At 67.2% G+C, this 17,834-nt stretch carries 20 protein-coding genes; 13 read left to right on the forward strand and 7 right to left on the reverse strand.

The annotated features are described in order from the left end of the window. Positions 1-46 precede the first annotated feature (46 nt). Positions 47-673, forward strand: coding sequence for a TetR/AcrR family transcriptional regulator (locus tag ACZ5BO_RS24385; protein ID WP_464696768.1), 627 nt, complete (start codon positions 47-49; stop codon positions 671-673). Between the two features lie 32 nt (positions 674-705). On the opposite strand, the gene ACZ5BO_RS24390 is transcribed toward ACZ5BO_RS24385, so the two are convergent. Continuing rightward, positions 706-1,011, reverse strand: coding sequence for a hypothetical protein (locus ACZ5BO_RS24390; protein WP_464696769.1), 306 nt, complete (start codon positions 1,009-1,011; stop codon positions 706-708). A 163-nt stretch (positions 1,012-1,174) separates the two neighbouring features. On the opposite strand from ACZ5BO_RS24390, the gene ACZ5BO_RS24395 reads away from it, so the two are divergent. The 10 genes from ACZ5BO_RS24395 (at position 1,175) to ACZ5BO_RS24440 (ending at position 11,498) form a co-directional block, all read left to right on the forward strand. Then, entirely contained in the window at positions 1,175-1,975 is an 801-nt protein-coding gene (locus ACZ5BO_RS24395) for a glucose 1-dehydrogenase (protein WP_464696770.1), read from the forward strand. Continuing rightward, positions 1,968-3,791, forward strand: coding sequence for a glycoside hydrolase family 15 protein (locus ACZ5BO_RS24400; RefSeq protein WP_464696771.1), 1,824 nt, complete (start codon positions 1,968-1,970; stop codon positions 3,789-3,791). The genes ACZ5BO_RS24395 and ACZ5BO_RS24400 overlap by 8 nt, the downstream gene beginning before the upstream one ends. 42 nt (positions 3,792-3,833) lie before the next feature. Beyond that, complete coding sequence (locus ACZ5BO_RS24405) at positions 3,834-4,202, forward strand: VOC family protein (protein ID WP_464696772.1); 369 nt, start codon at positions 3,834-3,836, stop codon at positions 4,200-4,202. 72 nt (positions 4,203-4,274) lie between these two features. Beyond that, the gene (locus ACZ5BO_RS24410; protein WP_025126316.1) at positions 4,275-4,736 is read left to right on the forward strand and encodes a cysteine hydrolase family protein; all 462 of its coding nucleotides are present in this window, start codon (positions 4,275-4,277) and stop codon (positions 4,734-4,736) included. Between the two features lie 448 nt (positions 4,737-5,184). Then, positions 5,185-5,571, forward strand: a complete 387-nt coding sequence (locus ACZ5BO_RS24415) for a hypothetical protein (protein ID WP_464696773.1) — start codon at positions 5,185-5,187, stop codon at positions 5,569-5,571. Positions 5,572-5,604: 33 nt separating this feature from the next. Continuing rightward, on the forward strand, positions 5,605-6,057 hold the full coding sequence (locus ACZ5BO_RS24420) for a hypothetical protein (protein WP_464696774.1): 453 nt from the start codon (positions 5,605-5,607) through the stop codon (positions 6,055-6,057). 60 nt (positions 6,058-6,117) lie between these two features. Then, on the forward strand, positions 6,118-7,023 hold the full coding sequence (locus ACZ5BO_RS24425) for an alpha/beta fold hydrolase (protein ID WP_025126313.1): 906 nt from the start codon (positions 6,118-6,120) through the stop codon (positions 7,021-7,023). 88 nt (positions 7,024-7,111) lie between these two features. After that, positions 7,112-7,585: a hypothetical protein gene (locus ACZ5BO_RS24430; RefSeq protein WP_025126312.1), complete on the forward strand. Its 474-nt coding sequence runs from the start codon at positions 7,112-7,114 to the stop codon at positions 7,583-7,585. A 22-nt stretch (positions 7,586-7,607) separates the two neighbouring features. Beyond that, complete coding sequence (locus tag ACZ5BO_RS24435; protein WP_025126311.1) at positions 7,608-9,050, forward strand: TIGR01777 family oxidoreductase; 1,443 nt, start codon at positions 7,608-7,610, stop codon at positions 9,048-9,050. Between the two features lie 9 nt (positions 9,051-9,059). Further along, positions 9,060-11,498 (forward strand): alpha/beta fold hydrolase, encoded by a 2,439-nt coding sequence (locus tag ACZ5BO_RS24440; protein WP_464696776.1) that lies wholly within the window; start codon positions 9,060-9,062, stop codon positions 11,496-11,498. A 93-nt stretch (positions 11,499-11,591) separates the two neighbouring features. Here the strand turns inward: ACZ5BO_RS24440 and ACZ5BO_RS24445 are convergent, their stop codons facing one another. Continuing rightward, positions 11,592-12,575 carry a GlxA family transcriptional regulator gene (locus ACZ5BO_RS24445; protein WP_464696777.1) on the reverse strand — a complete coding sequence of 328 codons (984 nt, stop codon included), beginning with the start codon at positions 12,573-12,575 and terminating at the stop codon, positions 11,592-11,594. A 92-nt stretch (positions 12,576-12,667) separates the two neighbouring features. Here ACZ5BO_RS24445 and inhA point away from each other — a divergent pair, with 92 nt between their 5' ends. Then, complete coding sequence (gene inhA / locus ACZ5BO_RS24450; RefSeq protein WP_464696778.1) at positions 12,668-13,354, forward strand: isonitrile hydratase; 687 nt, start codon at positions 12,668-12,670, stop codon at positions 13,352-13,354. On the opposite strand, the gene ACZ5BO_RS24455 is transcribed toward inhA, so the two are convergent. Continuing rightward, the gene (locus ACZ5BO_RS24455; protein WP_025126307.1) at positions 13,343-13,702 is read right to left on the reverse strand and encodes an antibiotic biosynthesis monooxygenase family protein; all 360 of its coding nucleotides are present in this window, start codon (positions 13,700-13,702) and stop codon (positions 13,343-13,345) included. The two genes, inhA and ACZ5BO_RS24455, sit on opposite strands and share 12 nt — an antisense overlap. 24 nt (positions 13,703-13,726) lie before the next feature. Further along, positions 13,727-14,359 (reverse strand): LysE family translocator, encoded by a 633-nt coding sequence (locus ACZ5BO_RS24460; protein ID WP_464696779.1) that lies wholly within the window; start codon positions 14,357-14,359, stop codon positions 13,727-13,729. Positions 14,360-14,446: 87 nt separating this feature from the next. Here ACZ5BO_RS24460 and ACZ5BO_RS24465 point away from each other — a divergent pair, with 87 nt between their 5' ends. Further along, positions 14,447-15,772 carry an aminotransferase-like domain-containing protein gene (locus ACZ5BO_RS24465; RefSeq protein ID WP_464696780.1) on the forward strand — a complete coding sequence of 442 codons (1,326 nt, stop codon included), beginning with the start codon at positions 14,447-14,449 and terminating at the stop codon, positions 15,770-15,772. Positions 15,773-15,920: 148 nt separating this feature from the next. Here ACZ5BO_RS24465 and ACZ5BO_RS24470 read toward each other — a convergent pair whose 3' ends face one another. The 3 genes from ACZ5BO_RS24470 to ACZ5BO_RS24480 form a co-directional block, all read right to left on the reverse strand. Beyond that, positions 15,921-16,241 (reverse strand): hypothetical protein, encoded by a 321-nt coding sequence (locus ACZ5BO_RS24470; RefSeq protein WP_464696781.1) that lies wholly within the window; start codon positions 16,239-16,241, stop codon positions 15,921-15,923. Between the two features lie 175 nt (positions 16,242-16,416). After that, the gene (locus ACZ5BO_RS24475) at positions 16,417-17,220 is read right to left on the reverse strand and encodes an aminoglycoside phosphotransferase family protein (protein ID WP_464696782.1); all 804 of its coding nucleotides are present in this window, start codon (positions 17,218-17,220) and stop codon (positions 16,417-16,419) included. Between the two features lie 121 nt (positions 17,221-17,341). Continuing rightward, positions 17,342-17,800, reverse strand: a complete 459-nt coding sequence (locus ACZ5BO_RS24480) for an SRPBCC family protein (RefSeq protein ID WP_025126303.1) — start codon at positions 17,798-17,800, stop codon at positions 17,342-17,344. Positions 17,801-17,834 lie beyond the last annotated feature (34 nt).

Consider the following 17,834-nt stretch of genomic DNA (forward strand, 5'->3'; position numbering starts at 1 on the left):
AACATACGCTCCGTATGTCAACCCATCATTTGCTGGAGAGCGCCCCATGAGCAGCCGCCCACGAGCCGAGATGATCGAAGCCACCCGCGCCAAGCTGATTGCCAGCGGCCGCCAGGCCTTTGCCCGCCTGGGCTACGCCAAGACCTCCATGGACGACCTGACCGCCGAAGCCGGCCTGACCCGGGGTGCGCTGTATCACCACTTCGGAGACAAACAGGGCCTGCTGGCGGCCGTGGTGGCACAGATCGATGGCGAGATGGATCAGCGCCTGGCACTGATCTCCCGCCAAGTGGCAGACCCCTGGCAGGCCTTCTGCGAACGTTGCCGGGCCTACCTGCAGATGGCCCTGGAACCGGAGATCCAGCGCATCCTGCTGCAGGATGCCCGGGCCGTGCTGAGCGATGCCGCCCAGGCCAGCGAGGAGCAATGCGTCGCGTCCCTGTGCGCCCTGCTGGAGCAACTGATAGAGGCCCGGGTGATTGTGCCGGGAGCGCCCCAGGCCCTGGCCCGGTTGATCAACGGCGCCCTGGTGGAAGCGGCCCTGTGGATAGCCAACGCCGCGCAACCGGCAGACAAGCTCGAAGAGAGCCTGGTCGCCCTGCAACTGCTGCTGCGGGGACTGCGCCTCGACAGCGCCGCGCCCTGCGCTGAAATGCTCCCTGGCACAAGGTAAGCCGCCATGGACAGCTAGACCCGACAGCCACCTCAGCCGGCATCACCTGCTTTCTGTTCGATGTCTCGACACTCCAGGTAGGCGACATTCTGCCGAGCCGCAGCGCTGCCCTGCAGAGCAGCCTGATCCAGTCCGCCACCGATTCCGGCTTCAGCCACGCGGCGCTGTTCGTGCATGCCGGCGCAGTGCTGATCGAGGCGATCAACAGTGGGGGCAAACTGAGCTCGGTACTCGGCCGGGCCGCCCGCGCCCGGGCCAGCATCAAGCTGCTCAGGCTCAAGAACCCCGGCGCACTGGACCAGGCCCAACTGGCCGACGTTGCCAAGTCCCACTTGCACAAGCATTACTCGCCCAAGGGCGCCTGGCTGACCCAGGTCGCCGGCGCCGAGCTGATTCGCCAGCAGTTGAGCAGTGGCTCCGCCCCTGAGCCTAAAAAAACCGCTGAACTCCCGGGCCCTTTTGTCAGTCAGCTGAACACGCTCCCTGATAAAGGAACGCCCCATGCAACTCTCCCTCGATCAACAAGTGGCACTGGTCACCGGCGCCAGTTCCGGCATCGGTGCGGCCACCGCCATCGCCCTGGCGGCGGCCGGCGCCAGCGTGGTGCTCAACTACCATTCCCAGGCCGCCCCCGCCGAGGAACTGGCGGCCAGGATCAACGCCGAAGGCGGCCGGGCCATGGCCCTTGGAGGCGACGTTTCCGATGAGAATCAGGTCGAGGCGCTGTTCGCCAAGACCCTCGAAGCCTTCGGCTTCCTCGATATCCTGGTGGCCAACTCGGGGCTGCAGAAGGACGCCCCGGCGGCCAGCCTGAGCCTGGCGGACTGGAACCGAGTGATCAACGTCAACCTCACCGGCCAATTTCTCTGTGCCCGCGCCGCGTTGCAGATTTTCCAGCGCCAGGGCGTGCGTGCCGGGGTGTCCCGGGCGGCCGGCAAGATCATCCACATGAGTTCGGTGCACCAGCTGATTCCCTGGGCCGGTCACGTCAACTACGCGGCGTCCAAGGGCGGTGTGGAAATGCTCATGCGCACCCTGGCCCAGGAATTCAGCCAGCAGCGCATCCGCATCAACGGCATCGCCCCCGGGGCGATCCGCACCCCGATCAACCGCGCCGCCACCGAAGGCCCGGCGGAGCAGGAACTGCTCAAGCTGATTCCCTACGGCCGGGTCGGCGACCCCGAGGACGTGGCCAACGCAGCGCTGTGGCTGGCCTCGGATGCCTCCGACTACGTGATTGGCAGCACCCTGTTCATCGACGGCGGCATGAGCCTCTATCCGGAGTTTCGCGGCAATGGCTGAACACCACTCGACCCAGCGGCCGATCGATGCCCACGGCATCATCGGCGATCTGCGCAGCGCCGCCCTGGTGGACGACCAGGGCAGCATCGACTTCTTTTGCTGGCCGGAATTCGACAGCCCGTCAATCTTCCTGTCGCTGCTGGATTCCCCCGCCGCCGGGATCTTCCAGCTGGCGCCGGTGCTGGCCAATGCCAGGCGCCAGCAGATCTACCTGCCCGACAGCAACGTCCTGCAGACCCGCTGGCTGGGGGACGAGGCGGTGGTGGAAGTCACCGACCTGCTGGCCATCGACGAGGATCCGCAGCAGCTGCCCCTGCTGGTGCGTCGGGTGCGGGTGGTCAGTGGCCGCGCCACCTTGCACCTGCAATGCGCGCCACGCCATGACTACGGCCGCGCCGCCACCCGGGCCCGCCTCGACGGCGCGGGGGTGTGCTTCGAAGCACCGGGGCAGCCGGGCCTGCGCCTGGTGGCCAGCCAACCGCTGCACATCGAACGGGACGCGGCGTTGGCGCAATTCACCCTGGAACAGGGCCAGGGCGCCGAATTCATCTTTGGCGGCCTGGAAGACCCGCGGGTAACCGGCAACGACAGCGACCTGCACCTGCGCCGTACCCTGAAGTTCTGGCGCGACTGGATCGGCCAGTCCAACTACCGCGGGCGCTGGCGGGAGATGGTCAACCGCTCGGCCCTGGCGCTGAAGCTGTTGACCTCGCGCCGCCACGGCTCGATCCTGGCGGCGGCCACCTTCGGCCTGCCGGAAAGCCCCGGCGGCGAACGCAACTGGGACTACCGCTACACCTGGGTGCGCGATGCCTCGTTCACCGTCTACGCCTTCATGCGCCTGGGCTTCGTCGCTGAAGCCAACGCCTACATGGGCTGGCTGCGCGGACGGGTCAGCGACTGCCACGGGCAACCGATGAAGCTCAATATCCTGTATGGCATCGACGGTCGCCAGGAGTTGCCGGAAAGCCCGCTGCCGCACCTGTCCGGCCACGGCGGCGCGCAGCCGGTGCGGATCGGCAACCAGGCCTATGACCAGGTGCAGCTGGACATCTTCGGCGAGCTGCTGGACGCGGTGTACCTGGTCAACAAGTACGGCGAGGCGATCTCCCACGAAGGCTGGCAGCACACGATCAAGGTGGTGGACCAGGTCTGCGCCACCTGGCAGCAAAAGGACGTGGGGATCTGGGAAATGCGCGGCGAACAGCACCACTTCCTGCATTCGCGGCTGATGTGCTGGGTCGCGCTGGACCGCGCCATCCGCCTGGCCTCCAAGCGTTCGCTGCCAGCCCCCTTCGCCCGCTGGGACCAGACCCGGCAGGCGATCTATGACGACATCTGGAGCCAGTTCTGGGACGAGCAGCGGGGGCACTTCGTACAGCACATCGGCAGTACCGCCCTGGACGGCTCGATGCTGCTGATGCCCCTGGTGCGCTTCGTCAGCGCCAAGGACCCGCGCTGGCTGGCCACCCTCGACGCCATCGAGAACAGCCTGGTGCGCGACGGCATGGTCTACCGCTACCGCAACAACGACAGCGGGATCGACGGCCTGCCCGGCAGCGAAGGGGCCTTTGCCGCCTGCTCCTTCTGGTACGTGGAGTGCCTGGCCCGGGCCGGGCGCGTGGAACAGGCGCACCTGGAGTTCGAGCAACTGCTGCGCTATGCCAACCCCCTGGGGTTATACGCCGAGGAATTCGACAGCCATGGCCGTCACCTGGGCAATACGCCCCAGGCCCTGACCCATCTGGCGCTGATCAGTGCCGCGTGTTTTCTCGACCGGCGCTTGAGCGGTGACAAGAGTGTCTGGCAACCTTGAGCGCCGCCGGCCCCCGTTGCCGCCCGAAATGGAATGTTCGCCATGCCCGACTCGCCGATTATCGCGGTGATGATCCACGCCGCCGACTGGCGCGCCGCCACCGACTGGTACGCCCAAGCGTTCCCCCAGGCGCGGCGCATCGTCCACCAACCCGATGACTTCGGCCACCTGCAGATCGACGGCATCGCCATCGAGATCGTCGCCGCCGACGCCAAGGTGGGCCAGGGTCCGGCCGGCTCGGTGGTGTATTGGCGAGTGGCCGACCTGCCGGCGCGACTGCAGCACCTGACCGCCCTCGGCGGGCGCCTGTACCGTGGGCCGATGGCCATTGGCGACGGTGAATGGATCTGCCAGGTGCAGGATCCCTGGGGCAATTGCATTGGCCTGCGCCAGGGCGCAACGCTCGCCTGAAGGAAGCGTTCCCGGCAGAATGACGGGTCTTTCGCGCCTGGTCCTCAAACACCGGCCCCTGGAGAACGCCCCATGCAGCAGGTCCTGCTGATCATCGATGTGCAACCCTGCTTCAACCCGCCCCAGTGGCTGGTGGACGGCATCAACCGCCTGCTGACGCGCATGCCTTCGGTGGCCACGGTGGAACGCCACGATGAAAGCCAAACGCCCTTTGCCCGCCAGTTGGGCTGGCAACCTTCCGCCGACGACCAGAGCCTGGTGGCGGCCGAACGCATCTTTATCAAGCACGGCTATGGACCGACGCCGGAGATGCTCGACTACCTGAAACGCCTGGCCCCCGAGCGAGTACTGGTGTGCGGCATCCAGACCGACACCTGCGTGCTGGCAGCGGGTTTTGCCCTGTTCGATGCCGGCTTGCAGCCGACCCTGATCACCGACCTGACGCAGGGCTCGTCCCTGGACCGCAGCGGCCAGCTGGGCATCGACCTGTGGCGGCATCATTTCAAGCACCTGATCCACAGTACCGACCTGTAGGAGCCGGCTTGCTGGCGAAGGCGATCTTGCGGGCCCCTTCGCTGGCAAGCCAGCTCCTACAGTTGGCAGGGGTATCGTGGGGGACTCCGTAGGAGCCGGCTTGCCGGCGAAGGCGATCGTGCGGGCCCCTTCGCTGGCAAGCCAGCTCCTACAGCTGGCAGGGGTATCGTGGGGGAGTCCGTAGGAGCCGGCTTGCCGGCGAAGGCGATCTCGCGGGCCTCTTCGCTGGCAAGCCAGCTCCTACAGTTGGCTGGGGTATCGTGTGGGGGCCGTAGGAGCTGGCTTACCGGCGAAGGTGGTCGTGCGGGCCTCTTCGCTGGCAAGCCAGCTCCTACAGCTGGCAGGGGTATCGTGTGGGGGCCGTAGGAGCCGGCTTGCCGGCGAAGGCGATCGTGCGGGCAGCGCAGCGTTAGAATCAGCACCTCGCCCTTCTCCATAAGGAACCCCCATGAGCCTGGATCTGCACCTTGAAGCCGACAAGCACCTGACCACGACGCTGCTCGGCCATCTGTTGCAAGGTTTCCCCGGAGCCAAGCAGGCCCCCGTACCCGGTGGCCTGCAGGCGACCTTCACCTCAGGCCTGAGCCTGTACAGCGAAGAGGCGGGACTGGAACCCGAGATCCGCGCCGAAGACCGTAAAGGCTGCGACTTCGCCGTCGGCCTGCGCTGCTATTTGCGCATCAAGGGCCCCGAACCCGAGGGCCACAGTTGCCTGGAAGACATCCGCCGGCTGCTGGAAACCATCGTCCAGCACTGCGAGACGATGTTCATCCTCTCGTTTCAATACGAATCCACTCTCTACTGGCGCGACGCTGACGGGCTGCATGCAGCCTGAGCACTGAAAACACCCTTGAGTGATGCCAAGCCGATGAGAACACTATTCGCCCTGCTTGCCCTGCTGTTCAGCAACACCGCGCTGTGCGCTGCATTCAGCGATTCACCCGAAGCCCTGGTGCGCCAGTTCATTGCCGACTATCAGCAGTGGAGCGACCAGGCCAACGCCCGCCAGCCGCTCGATGCGCCCCTGCAAGCGCTCGACCTGGCGCAGCAGGAGTACGCCCAGTTGCTGGCCAAGTTCTGCCCGCCGGGTTTTCAGGGCCAGCCGATTGCCTTCAGCGACCCGGCCAACCACGGCACCGGCTATGAGCAGATCCTCTCCAGCAGCCGTACCGCCGATCGCGCCCTGGTGAAAACCCGGGCAATCCAACCCGGGACGGGGTTTGCCGCCGACTACCACTACCACCTGCTGTTCAGCCATCAGCGCTGGTACCTCAGCGAGGTGTTCTATGTCGACCAGGATGGCCAGTACGAGTCGCTGTAAGCTCCCTGGCGACGAACTTTTCAGCTAGGGTTTCCCGGTCCGATCCGCCTTGGAGCCATCATGCCCAGCCAACCGTTCCTGCATCATGTACAGACCCCGAGCCTGAACATCGCCTACGAGCAGCACGGCCCCCTGGGCGGCGAGCCGGTGATCCTGCTCCATGGTTTCCCCTACGACCCGCGGGCCTACGACGAGATCGCCCCGCCCCTGGCCGAACTCGGCTATCGGGTGATCGTGCCCTACCTGCGGGGCTACGGGCCGACGCGCTTTGCCAGTGCCCAGGTGATGCGCTCCGGGCAGCAGGCGGCCCTGGCCCAGGACCTGCTGGACCTGATGGATGCCCTGTACCTGCCCCGGGCCACCCTGGCCGGCTACGACTGGGGCGGGCGCGCCGCGTGCATCGTCGCGGCGCTGTGGCCGCAACGGGTGCGGGCCCTGATGAGCGCCGACGGCTACAACATCCAGGACATTTCCCGGGCCTGTGAACCCCGCGCCCCGGAGACCGAGCACCGGCTGTGGTACCAGTACTATTTCAACACCCAGCGCGGGGTCGACGGGCTGACCGCCAATCGCCGGGAGCTCTGCGAACTGCTGTGGCGCCTGTGGTCGCCCACCTGGGCGTCCGGGCCCGAACTCTATGGCCTGAGTGCGGCGTCCTTCGACAACCCGGATTTCGTTGCGGTGGTGATCCACTCCTACCGCCATCGCTTCGGTTATGTGGCAGGCGACCCGGCCCTGGAGGCCATCGAGCAGGCGCTGCTTGCGCAACCGCCGATCCGGGTGCCGACCATTGCCCTGTGCGGCGCCGACGATGGCGTCGGCCCGGTGCTCGAGCCCGATCCGGATGTCGACCTGTTCAGTGCCGGTTACCAGCGCCGAGTGCTGGCCGGGGTCGGCCACAATGTGCCCCAGGAGGCGCCGCAGGCCACCCTCGATGCCTTGCTGGAATTACTCCAGGAGCACTGAGCGCACACCTGTCGCCGGCAACGGACACACTGCATCCGGGGAAAAATCGGTACACTTCGCGGCCTCGATTCCCCCCACAGGACATGGAATGTTATCTGCCGCTTCCTCTCCCCGGCCCGGCCTGCGCCGGGCCCTGGTGCTCTGGCTGTACGCCGCCGGCGCCGGCCACCTGCTGGCCGGCCTACTGCTGACCTGGGCCGGCCACAGCGCGCTGTTCAACGACTACCTGGGCACCATCGAGCAGGCCTTCTGGGGCAGTTCTGCGCCCAGTGCCGCACGGGCCCAGCAGGTCTGGTGGCTGGGCCTGTTCGGCGCCACCCTGCAAAGCTACTCCCTGTACCTGCTGGCCCTGGTGCACCTGGGCAACCGCCTGCGCAGCCCGGCGGCCTGGGCCTGGCTGATGGCCGGAATCCTGCTCTGGGCGCCCCAGGACATGTGGCTGTCGTGGCAGGTGCAGATGACCTCGCACCTGTGGATCGACAGCTTCGCCCTCCTGGTGCTGCTGCCACCGCTGCTGTGGCTGTACCGGCATGACCGCCGGTTCCGCGCTGCTTCCTTGTAACCCGTAAAAGGACTTCACCATCGTGGCTGACTTGCCAATCCTGCAGTGGGCCATCGCCCTGCTGCTCGCCCAGGGGGTGCTCGGCGCCCTGGACACGATCTACCATCACGAACTCACCGTGGCCCTGCCGCAACGCCATGGTGCCCGCAAGGAACTGGCGATCCACGCCCTGCGCTCGTGCTTCTACGGGGTGCTGTTCATGGGCATCGCCCACCTGGCGTTCCAGGGCATCTGGGCCCTGGTGATCGCGCTGCTGTTCGCCCTGGAGATCGGCCTGACCCTGTGGGACTTCGTGGTCGAGGACCGCAGCCGCAAGCTGCCGGCCATCGAGCGCATCATGCACACCGTGCTGGCGATCAATGCCGGGGCCTTCTTCGCCCTGTACGGCCTGCAACTGCTGGAATGGTCGCGCCTGCCCAGTGCCCTGGCGCCCCTGGACCTGGGCTGGCAAGGCTGGGCCCTGAGCCTGTTCGCCATCGGCGTGAGCGCCTCGGGCATCCGCGATGGCCTGGCGGCCCTGCGCCTGCAACGCCAGGGCCCGGGCAGCAACCCGTTCACCGGCGGCCCCGGCAAGCGGGTGCTGGTCACCGGTGGCACCGGTTTCATCGGCGAGACCCTGGTCAATCAACTGCTGGATGCCGGGCACACCGTCAGTGTGCTGGCCCGTGATCCGCTGCGCGCCGCCTACCTGTTCGACGGCCGTGCGCGCTGCTTGCGCAGCCTCGGCAAGCTCGGCCACAACGAAGCCTTCGACGTGATCATCAACCTGGCCGGGGCTCCGGTCGCCGGCCCGCGCTGGTCGGCCAAGCGCCAGGCGCAACTGCTGGCCAGCCGGGTGGGCACCACCGAGGCCCTGCTCAACTGGCTGCAGCATGCCCAGCACAAGCCGCAACTGTGGATCCAGGCCTCGGCCATCGGTTTCTACGGGGTGCGCGATGCCAGCCAGACCCTGGATGAAAACGCCGAGCGCGGCGAAGGCTTCATGGCCGACCTGTGCGCCCGCTGGGAGTCCTCGGCCGAACCGGCGACCCGTTTCGGAGTGCGCCAGGTGGTGCTGCGCCTAGGCATCGTATTCGGCCCCGGCGGCGCCCTGAAACCCTTGCTGATTCCGTTCCATTTCGGCTTTGGCGGACGCATGGGCGACGGTCGCCAGATCATCAGCTGGGTGCACCGCGACGACGTCCTGCAGGTGATCGCCAAAGCCATGGCGGACAACTCCCTGGCCGGCACCTACAACCTGGTGGCACCGGAACCGGTGAGCCAGGGTACGTTCGCCGCCACCGTTGGCAAGCTGCTCAAACGCCCGGTATGGCTGCATGTGCCGGCGGCGCCGGTACGGGCCCTGGCCGGGGAAATGGCCGAGCTGTTCTTCGACGGCCAGAAGGTGGTGCCCGCGCGCCTGCTGCAGGCCGGCTACCGCTTCCGCTACCCGACCCTGGACGCCGCCCTGCGCGACCTGACCTGAGGATTGTCCATGAGCAAGCCCCTGTTGTACCTGCTGGCGGGCAATGGCAGCGCCGCCGACTGGTGGGACGATGCCCTGCCGCACTTCCAGCGTTATCAGGTGCAGGCCCTGGAGCTGCCGGGGTTTGGCGGCAACCGGCAAGCGCCCTGCAACGACCTGGGCGAATACGCCGAAGCGCTGCTGGCCATGACCCTTCCGGGCAACGCGATTGTCGCGGTGGGGGTCAGCGCGCTGATCGTGCTGCATGCCTTGCAGCGCCGTCCGGGGCATTTTTCCCGCAGCGTGCTGCTGTCGCCGGTGGGGGCCTTTCTCTGGCAACGCCGCCTGCCGGCGCTGATGTCGCCGTTACCGGCGCGCTGGCTGATTCATGGCTTGCTCAGCCACAAGCCCGAGTGGTTCGCCGGCAAGTTTTCCCGCCAGCCGTGGACGCCGCAACAGTACCGGCGCATGGGCGCAGGCTATGCCCGTTGCCGGGCCTTTGTCCCCCTGTGGGAACAGCTGCGGGCCGACACCGCATTACCGTTGCTGGAGTGGATCAAGGACCCGGTGGAACTGGTCTGGGGGGATCAGGACCGGCTGCTGGGGATTGCCCAGGCCGCGGCCTGGTCGGCGATCCTGGCCCGGGCCGACCTGCGGGTCAGCCTCAAGCCGGGCTGGGGCCATTACCCGTGGATCGACGCCCCGGGTGACTTCGTCGCTTGGCTGGAGTCCGGCGAGCCGGGGTTCGTCGCCCACACCAAGGGCGGTCGCCTGCGCCTGGCGCAGCTGGCCGGCCAGCCGGTGCCCAGCGCCCTGTCCCTGGACCGGGCCGACGACCCGCGCCTGCCGGCCCTGCTCGCCAGCCAGCCGCAGGCCCTGTGGGCGGTGCGCTCTTCGAGCTATGGCGAGGACCAGGCCGACTCGGCCAATGCCGGGCTGAGCACCACTTACCTGCGGGTCGCGACCGCGGAAGTGGCGCCGCGGATCAATCAGCTGCGCAACGCCGGCGTCGAGGAAGTGGTGGTGCAACGCTTTATCCAGCCGGCCCTGTCGGGGATCGCCTTCGTGCGCCACCTGGCGGTGGAACTGGAGTGGGTCGAAGGCCATCTGGAAAGCCTCGCCGACGGTCAGGCCAGCCCGCAGCGGGCGGTGCTCTCACGCCTTGGCGGGGCCTGGGCCAGCGGCGCGTTCGCCACGCTCCAGGGCTTGAGCGAAAGCGCCTTGTGGGATTTCCTGCAAGGGGTGCTGAAAGCCTTCCACTACGTGCCCGGCGATGTCGAATGGGCCTGGGACGGCAGCCAACTGTGGCTGCTGCAGTACCGGCCCATCAGCGATTACGGCTGGCGCCGACACCTGACCGCAGCAAATATCGCCGAGATCCTGCCGCCCCAACCCAGCCGCTTCGTCGAGTACGGCCAGCGCCGGGCGGCGGCGAGCATTCCGGCGATCATGGCCCGCTGGGACGCCCGGGTGCTGGAGGACAACGAACCCTTCACCGCAGTATTCGGCGGCGCCTCCTACATCAATAACGACCTGTTTCTGGCGCGCCTGGCGGATTGGGGCCTGCCGTCTACCGGCTACGCCGGCGAAGTCGGTGGCGCGGCCCCGGCCCTGCCCTTGCGGCCAATGCGGGTCCTGCGCGCGCTGCCACGCTTGCTGCGCATGCAGCAGATCGCCCGGGGCCAGCTGCTGACCCTGGAGCGCGGGCTGCGGCGCTTCGATGATGAACTGACGCGCCTGCACCAGGCCGGAGCCGATGGCCAGCAACTGGCGGACTGGTTCAGCCGCTTCTATGTGTTCGTGGTCCAGGGCAACCTGTGCATCGCCACCGCCCTGGCCAGCAGCGGCGGCGCCTGGCTGGGCCGGCCGCCCACCGCTTACGACAACCTGGAGCACAGCCCCCACAGGCTGCCCTGGGAAACCGATCCCGGCACCCCGCGACCGCCCTGCAGCGACCTGCCATTGCAAGCCTTTCCCCAGTGGCGCCCGGCCATCGCCCTGGCCCATCGCCTGGGCCTGCCGGGGCTGCGTGGCTATTACCTGCAAGTGCGCGAATGGTATCGAGACAACCTGATGCGGATCTTTTTCCGCCTGCACCATGCGGTGCCCGAAGCCGACCGCGCCCATTGGTTTGCCCCCCACGAACAGGTTCGCAGCCGCAACGGCAGCTTCTGGCAGGACGGCCGCGAAGGCCGCGAACAGGCCAGCGGCTTCATGATCTACCCGGGGCAGGTGCAGGGCGTGCTGGGGGTCGACATTCTTCTGGAAGACACCCTGGACCCCGGGCGCCACGCCCATTACCAGCAAGCCCGGGCAGTGATCGCCCGGATGGGCGGCCGGCTGTCCCACGGCTCGACCCTGCTGCGGGAACTGCGCAAGCCCTCGGCAGTGCTGCCCCAGGTGGACCCGGCCTGGATCGGCCGCGAGGTGCGCTACGAGGACGGGCAACTGAGCCTGGTCCAGGACTGAGGCCGGCGTGGGAGCCCGCCTTGCCTTGCCCCTGGCCCGGCGCAACAGCGAGCTGCGCCGTCAATCGCCTTGGTCAGGCAGTGACCAGCGGAATCAGGATTCCGGGCTTGCCGCGAAACGCTCGCGGTAGGCTTGCGGGGTCACCCCCAGGGCCCGCAGCACGCTGCGACGCAGGGTTTCTTCACTGCCGAACCCGCATTGGGCGGCAATGCGCTTGATCGGCAGGCCGCTGTCGGCCAACAGCCGCCGGGCGGTCTCCACCCGGATCAGCTCGATGGCCCGGGCCGGCGTCTGGCCGGTGTCGGCACGGTAGTGGCGGACGAAGCTGCGCTCGCTCATGGCGGCCTGCTGGGCCAGGACTGGCAGTGTCAGTTCGCGATTGAGGTTTTCAGCGATCCAGGCATGCAAGCCATCGAAACGCCCGCCTCCATTCTGCAACGCCAGGGTCACGCTGAACTGCGACTGGCCGCCCGGGCGCTTGAGAAACACCACCAATTGCCGCGCCACGTCCAGCGCCGCCTCGCGCCCCAGGTCGGCTTCCACCAGGGCCAGGGCCAGGTCGATGCCGGCGGTGACCCCGGCCGAGGTCCACACCGGACCGTCATTGATAAAGATCGGATTGGCCTCCACCCGCAGTTGCGGGTACTCCTGGGCCAGTTGATCGCAACGGGTCCAGTGGGTCACTACCCGGCGCCCATCCAGCCAGCCACTGGCCGCCAGCAGAAAGGCCCCGGTGCACACCGAGGCCACCCGCCGCGCCGTCGTGGCACGGGCCGCGACCCAGGCCACCAGCGCCGGGTCCCGGGCCGCTTCATAGACGCCCCAGCCCCCGGAAACGACCAAGGTATCGCAGGCCACTTCCGGCGCCGGCAGCGGCTCGGCCAGCAATGCCAGCCCCGCTGAGCTCAGGGTCGGCCCTCCCGGGCTGGCGATCACCCGGGGCTGGTAGGGCAAGGGCAGGCCCAGGCCACGGGCCCGGTCATTGGCCGAGGCGAACACCTGCAACGGGCCGGTGACATCCAGCAACTGGGCATTGGCAAAGGCCAGGACAAACACGTTTTTCGGGGAACTGGGCATGATTGGCGTAATTCGAGGGTAGGTTGGCGTACCCGCCAAATCCTAGAAGGCTAGAGTCACGCCGTCCACCTCATCGACACAAGGAACAGGCAATGACAGTGCAGATTGGTTTTCTGTTGTTCCCCGAGGTCCAGCAACTGGACCTGACCGGCCCCCACGACGTGCTGGCTTCGCTACCGGATGTGCAGGTGCACCTGATCTGGAAGGCGCCGGGGCCGGTGGTGGCCAGCTCCGGGCTGGTGCTGCAGGCCACCACAAGCTTCGCCGACTGCCCGCCGCTGGATGTGATCTGCATTCCTGGCGGTGCCGGGGTCGGAGCGCTGATGGAAGACCCGCAGACCCTGGCGTTCATCCGCCAGCAGGCGGCGCAGGCGCGGTATGTGACCTCGGTGTGCACCGGCTCCCTGGTGCTCGGCGCCGCCGGCCTGCTCCAGGGCAAGCGCGCCACCACCCACTGGGCCTACCACGAACTGCTGGCGCCGCTGGGGGCGATCCCGGTGCACGAGCGGGTGGTGCGCGACGGCAACCTGCTGACCGGCGGCGGCATCACCGCCGGCATCGACTTCGCCCTGACCCTGGCCGCCGAACTGTTCGACGCCGCCACCGCGCAGCGGGTACAGCTGCAACTGGAATATGCCCCGGCACCGCCGTTCGAGGCCGGCAGCCCGGACACCGCCCCCGCCAGCGTGGTGCAGCAAGCCCGTCAGCGCGCCGCAGAGTCGCTGCACCAGCGCCGGGAGATCACCCTGCGCGCAGCCGCGCGGCTGTCAGCCGGCTGAATCCTCGGCGCGGCGCACCGGGCCCTGGCGGGCATTGCCCAGCAACTGGGTAATGGCGCCATCGCCATAGGTGCGCTCGACCCTGGAAATCACCACCTGATAACCGGCGTACCAGCGCCGGTACTGGCGCTTGGCCTCAATGTGCCTGGGGTGGCTGGCAAAGGCCTGGATCGAGGCTTCGTCCTCCCAGTAATAGCTGGCGTTGATCAGCCCCTGATCGGCACTGGTCCAGGATTGGGCGCCGACGAAGCCCGGCAGGCTGATGGCAATTTCGTCGATCAGCGCGCTGAGGCGGTGGAACTCCTCGTCGCGCTGGCCTGGCTGGTAGATAAAGGCGGCAATGTACATCGGCAAACTCCATTGGGTGATGAATCAGAGCGGACGCGCCAGCAGCGCCAGGCGCAGGGCCAGGGCCAGCAGCACCGCCGCCAGCAGCCAGGATTGCCAGCGGGCCAGCCGCGAATCGCCGCCGGGCCAGCCACGGCGCAGGGCCGCGCCGAAGACCCCCAGGCTGGTATGGAAGACCCCGCTGACCAGGGTCAGCAGCAAGCCCAGGACCAGCAGTTGCACAGCGATGCTGCCGTGCTCGGGGCGCACGAACTGCGGCAGGAACACCATGAAGAACAGCAGCGCCTTGGGGTTCAGCAGGCTGTTGCACAAGGCCCGGACAAACACCGTGGACAGCGGCACCCGCGGCGTCTCGGCAAGGTTGGGGGTGCCACGCTCGCCCAGGGCCTTGCAGGCCAGCCACAGCAGGTAGGCGACCCCGGCATAGCGGATCAGGTCGAACGCCGGCGGCCAGCTGGCTACCACGGCGGTCACGCCCGTGGCCGTGAGCAGGGTCAGGCCGATGTCCGCCGCACCTATCCCCAGCCCCGACGCCACCCCACCGCGCCAGCCATAGGCTGCGCCGTGGCTGATGACAAAGGCCATGTTGGGGCCCGGCGACAACAGCAACAGCAGCACGGCGCCGAGGAAGATCGACAGGGTGGAAAGGTCCGGCATGTGAGCGCTCCTGCGCAAAAGCCGCTAGATTAGGGCGCCTACCTGATACAAACAAAAAAGTGTTCTAGATACATAAGGTGGCCGAGCATGCGCCGTACCCGCTACAAAACCATCGTCGATCACTTCGCCCAGCGCATCCGCGCCGGCCAGCTGTGCCCGGGCACTCAGCTACCGACGGTACGCGCGCTGATGGCCAGCGAGCAGGTGGCCCTGGCCACGGCGCTGCGGGTCTACCACGAGCTGGAGGCCATCGGCCTGGTGGTGGGCGAGCCCGGGCGCGGCACCTTCGTGCGCGACACCAGCCTGCCCCGGGGCATGGGCCTGGAACAGCACCCGGCCAGCGCCGCCTCGGTGGACCTGGCGTTCAACTACCCGTCCCTGCCCGGCCAGGCGGAAAGCCTGCGCGAGGGGCTGCGGGCGATAGCCGCCTCCGGCGACCTGGATGCCCTGCTGCATTCCGCGCCCCAGGGCGGCCGCCCCCATGAGCGCCAGACCGCGGCGCGGCACCTGCGCAACCGCGAGATCCGCGTCGCCGCCGAGCAGGTGCTGATCGTCAACGGCGCCCAGCAGGGGCTGGCGGTGAGCCTGCTGGCACTGCTCCAGCCCGGGGACATCCTGGCGGTGGATGCCCTGACCTATCCCGGCCTGAAGACCCTGGCCCAGGTCCATCGCCTGGACCTGGAGCCCTTGCCCCAGCACAACGGCCAGATGGACCTGGACGCCCTCCAGGCCTTGTGCCGGCGGCGCCCGGTGCGGGCGCTGTACTGCATGCCGACCCTGCACAATCCCCTGGGCACGGTGATGCCCCTGGCCGAACGCCAGCGCCTGGCGCAATTGGCTCGCGAGCATGACCTGCTGCTGATCGAGGACGGCGCCTACGCCTTCCTCGCCGAACCGGCACCGCCGCCGCTGCAGACCCTGGCCCCGGAGCGCACGCTGTATATTTCCGGGCTGTCGAAAAGCGTCGCCTCGGGGTTGCGCCTGGGGTTCATCGTCGCGCCCCTGGAGATGATCCCGGCCCTGGAGCGGGCGATCCGCGTGTCCACCTGGAGCACCCCGTCATTGACCGTGACCCTGGGCTGCCGCTGGATCGAATCGGGGCTGGTGGACCGCCTGGAAGAACAGAAGCGCAACGATGCCCGCAACCGCCAGCAACTGGCCCGGCGGGTACTCAAGGGCTGCGAGTACCAGGCCTATGGCTCGTCGTATTTTCTCTGGCTGAAACTGCCGGAAGGACGGCGGGCCGATGCCGTGGTGACGGCCCTGGAACATCAGGGGGTCACGGTGACCTCGGCCGAGCCTTTCGCCACCACCGCCCACGTGCCCCAGGCGTTGCGCCTGGCCCTGGGCTCCATCGGCCTGCCACTGCTGGAACAGGCTTTGGAAAAGGTCCGCAACGAGATCACCCGCTAAGCACACCTGTAGGAGCCGGCTTGCCGGCGAAGAGCGCCCGCTCACCAGCGTCAATGGCCGCAGGCATCGTCCGTGGCGGGCGGCTCGCACGCCTCACGGCCATTCGGAGCACGCCAGCGCCGCCAGAGCAACTTGATCTTCCGACCGATCATCCACAGCGCACCAAGGATATTGGCCAGGACAAAGGCCCCAGGAAAAATGCCAGCATCGTCAGCATGCCGGGGCAATCCGGCCCTTGGCATGACATTCCCGCCCAGCCCAAGGTGGTCAACAGCGCCGCCCCCAGTCCAACGATCTGCCGCAACCACGGCCAGTTGCCCAGAAGCCCGCACTTAGGGTCAGGCTGAAAAAAACCTGCCAGGTTGATGTTCCACTGCGTGAAGTAGCAAAGCGGCCACCGCACCCAGGCAGCAAACACGAAATGCCGGACGAAAAAAAACCCGCCGAAGCGGGTTTTTTCCAAGACCATTATGACTTCCTGTCTGCAGCATCCGTGCTAATGGTCGACCTTCCTTGATCCTGAGCGCTTCCTGCGCTGCAGTTGTGGGAAAGAAGATTAAACACAAAGTCATTTGGTAAAAAGACGCATTAAATAACAGCGCGTGTAAGACATTCGCCATGCGCTGCTTCCGAAAACCCTTATTTCAACGCGCCAGGACCTGCATCGCCAACGCCGCGACCTTGAGCTGGTGGCGCACACCGGCTTGATCAGCGTCCTGAACAAACCAGGCGGCCGACAAGCCACTGAACGCCAGGACCCACTGCACCAGGCGACGCGGCTCGAGCCCGGCGCATTGTCCGATCACCTGCACCTGGCGGCTGAAGCGTGCAGGGTCGGTGGCACTGGGCAGGTCGGGATTGGCAATCAGGTTGGCGAAATCGAAACCGCGCTCGCCGTACACTCGCTTGGGGTCGATGACCTGCCAGCCACGGGCACCGAAATCGAGAACATTGTCGTGGTGCACATCGCCGTGCAGCACCACCACATCCTCGGGCGCCGCGAGCAACTGCTCGGCCATGGCCAGGCACTCCAGAAGAATGCCGCCCTCAACCCGCGCCACCTGGCGCAGGTCCTCGAACCAGGGATCGAGCCCTAGCAGCTGCGGCAGAGGCTGCGCACGCGGCGCATGCAGCCGCGCCAGCGTGGCACAGACAATCTGGCTGACTTCATCGTGCCGGCCTTCGAGCGCCATGCCCATCAACGACCCCGAGCCCATGGCCCGCTCCATCAGCAAGGCCTGGTCCGCCTGGGCATAGACCCGCGCAGCGCCCTGCCCGGCCCACCAGGCCATCAGCCGATTGCCGGCCTGCTCATTTTCATCCAGGGCGATCTTCAACATGGCCGGCGCTTGATCCGCCAGCCGCACCGGCAGCAGACGGCTGCCAGGAGTGACAATAGGCTCACCGTCAGGCAGCAAGCGCCAGCGATCGATATAAGTCTCAAACATCGATGAATCCAAGGGCAGCAAAAGCGAGCTGCAAGTTTCCAGCGACCAGTTGCAGGCAGCAAGCCCTTATGCTCCGCTTACAGCTCCTGGCGTGCCGCTTGTGACTTGCAGCTGCCCCTCTTCAACCCTGCTGCAGATAGTTCTCGATATTGCTCATCTGTTCGTCCCAGCCCCGGCTGTTCATGCGAAAGGCCTTGAGCCGGCGCTCAGCGGGAATGCCGTCGAAACCCGACTCGGTGACCCGCAGCAAGGTGCCGTCATCGCGCTCCTCCAGTTCGAATTGCACCAGGGTCGTGGGCTCGGCCGAGTAGTCCTGCTGAGGGTCCACGGCATAGGGATGCCAACTGAAGGAAAACAGTTCGTCCACCAGCAGTTGCTCGACCCTGACGTCCCAGGTCAGGTGCTCGTACCCCGGGTAGGTAATGGCCCCGCGCACCTGCTGGCCCGGGGTGAAGCGCTGACCCTGCAGGGCCACGCCGAACCATTGGCCAAAGGCCTCGGCCTGGCTCAGGGCAGCCCAGACCTGGGCCCGGCCGGCCTTGAGCAGGATCTTTCTTTCAATACGGTCTGATGAGTTCATAGGACACCTCCAGTGATCAACACTAGACCGCCTG

It is taken from the genome of Pseudomonas sp. FFPRI_1 (assembly GCF_055384485.1).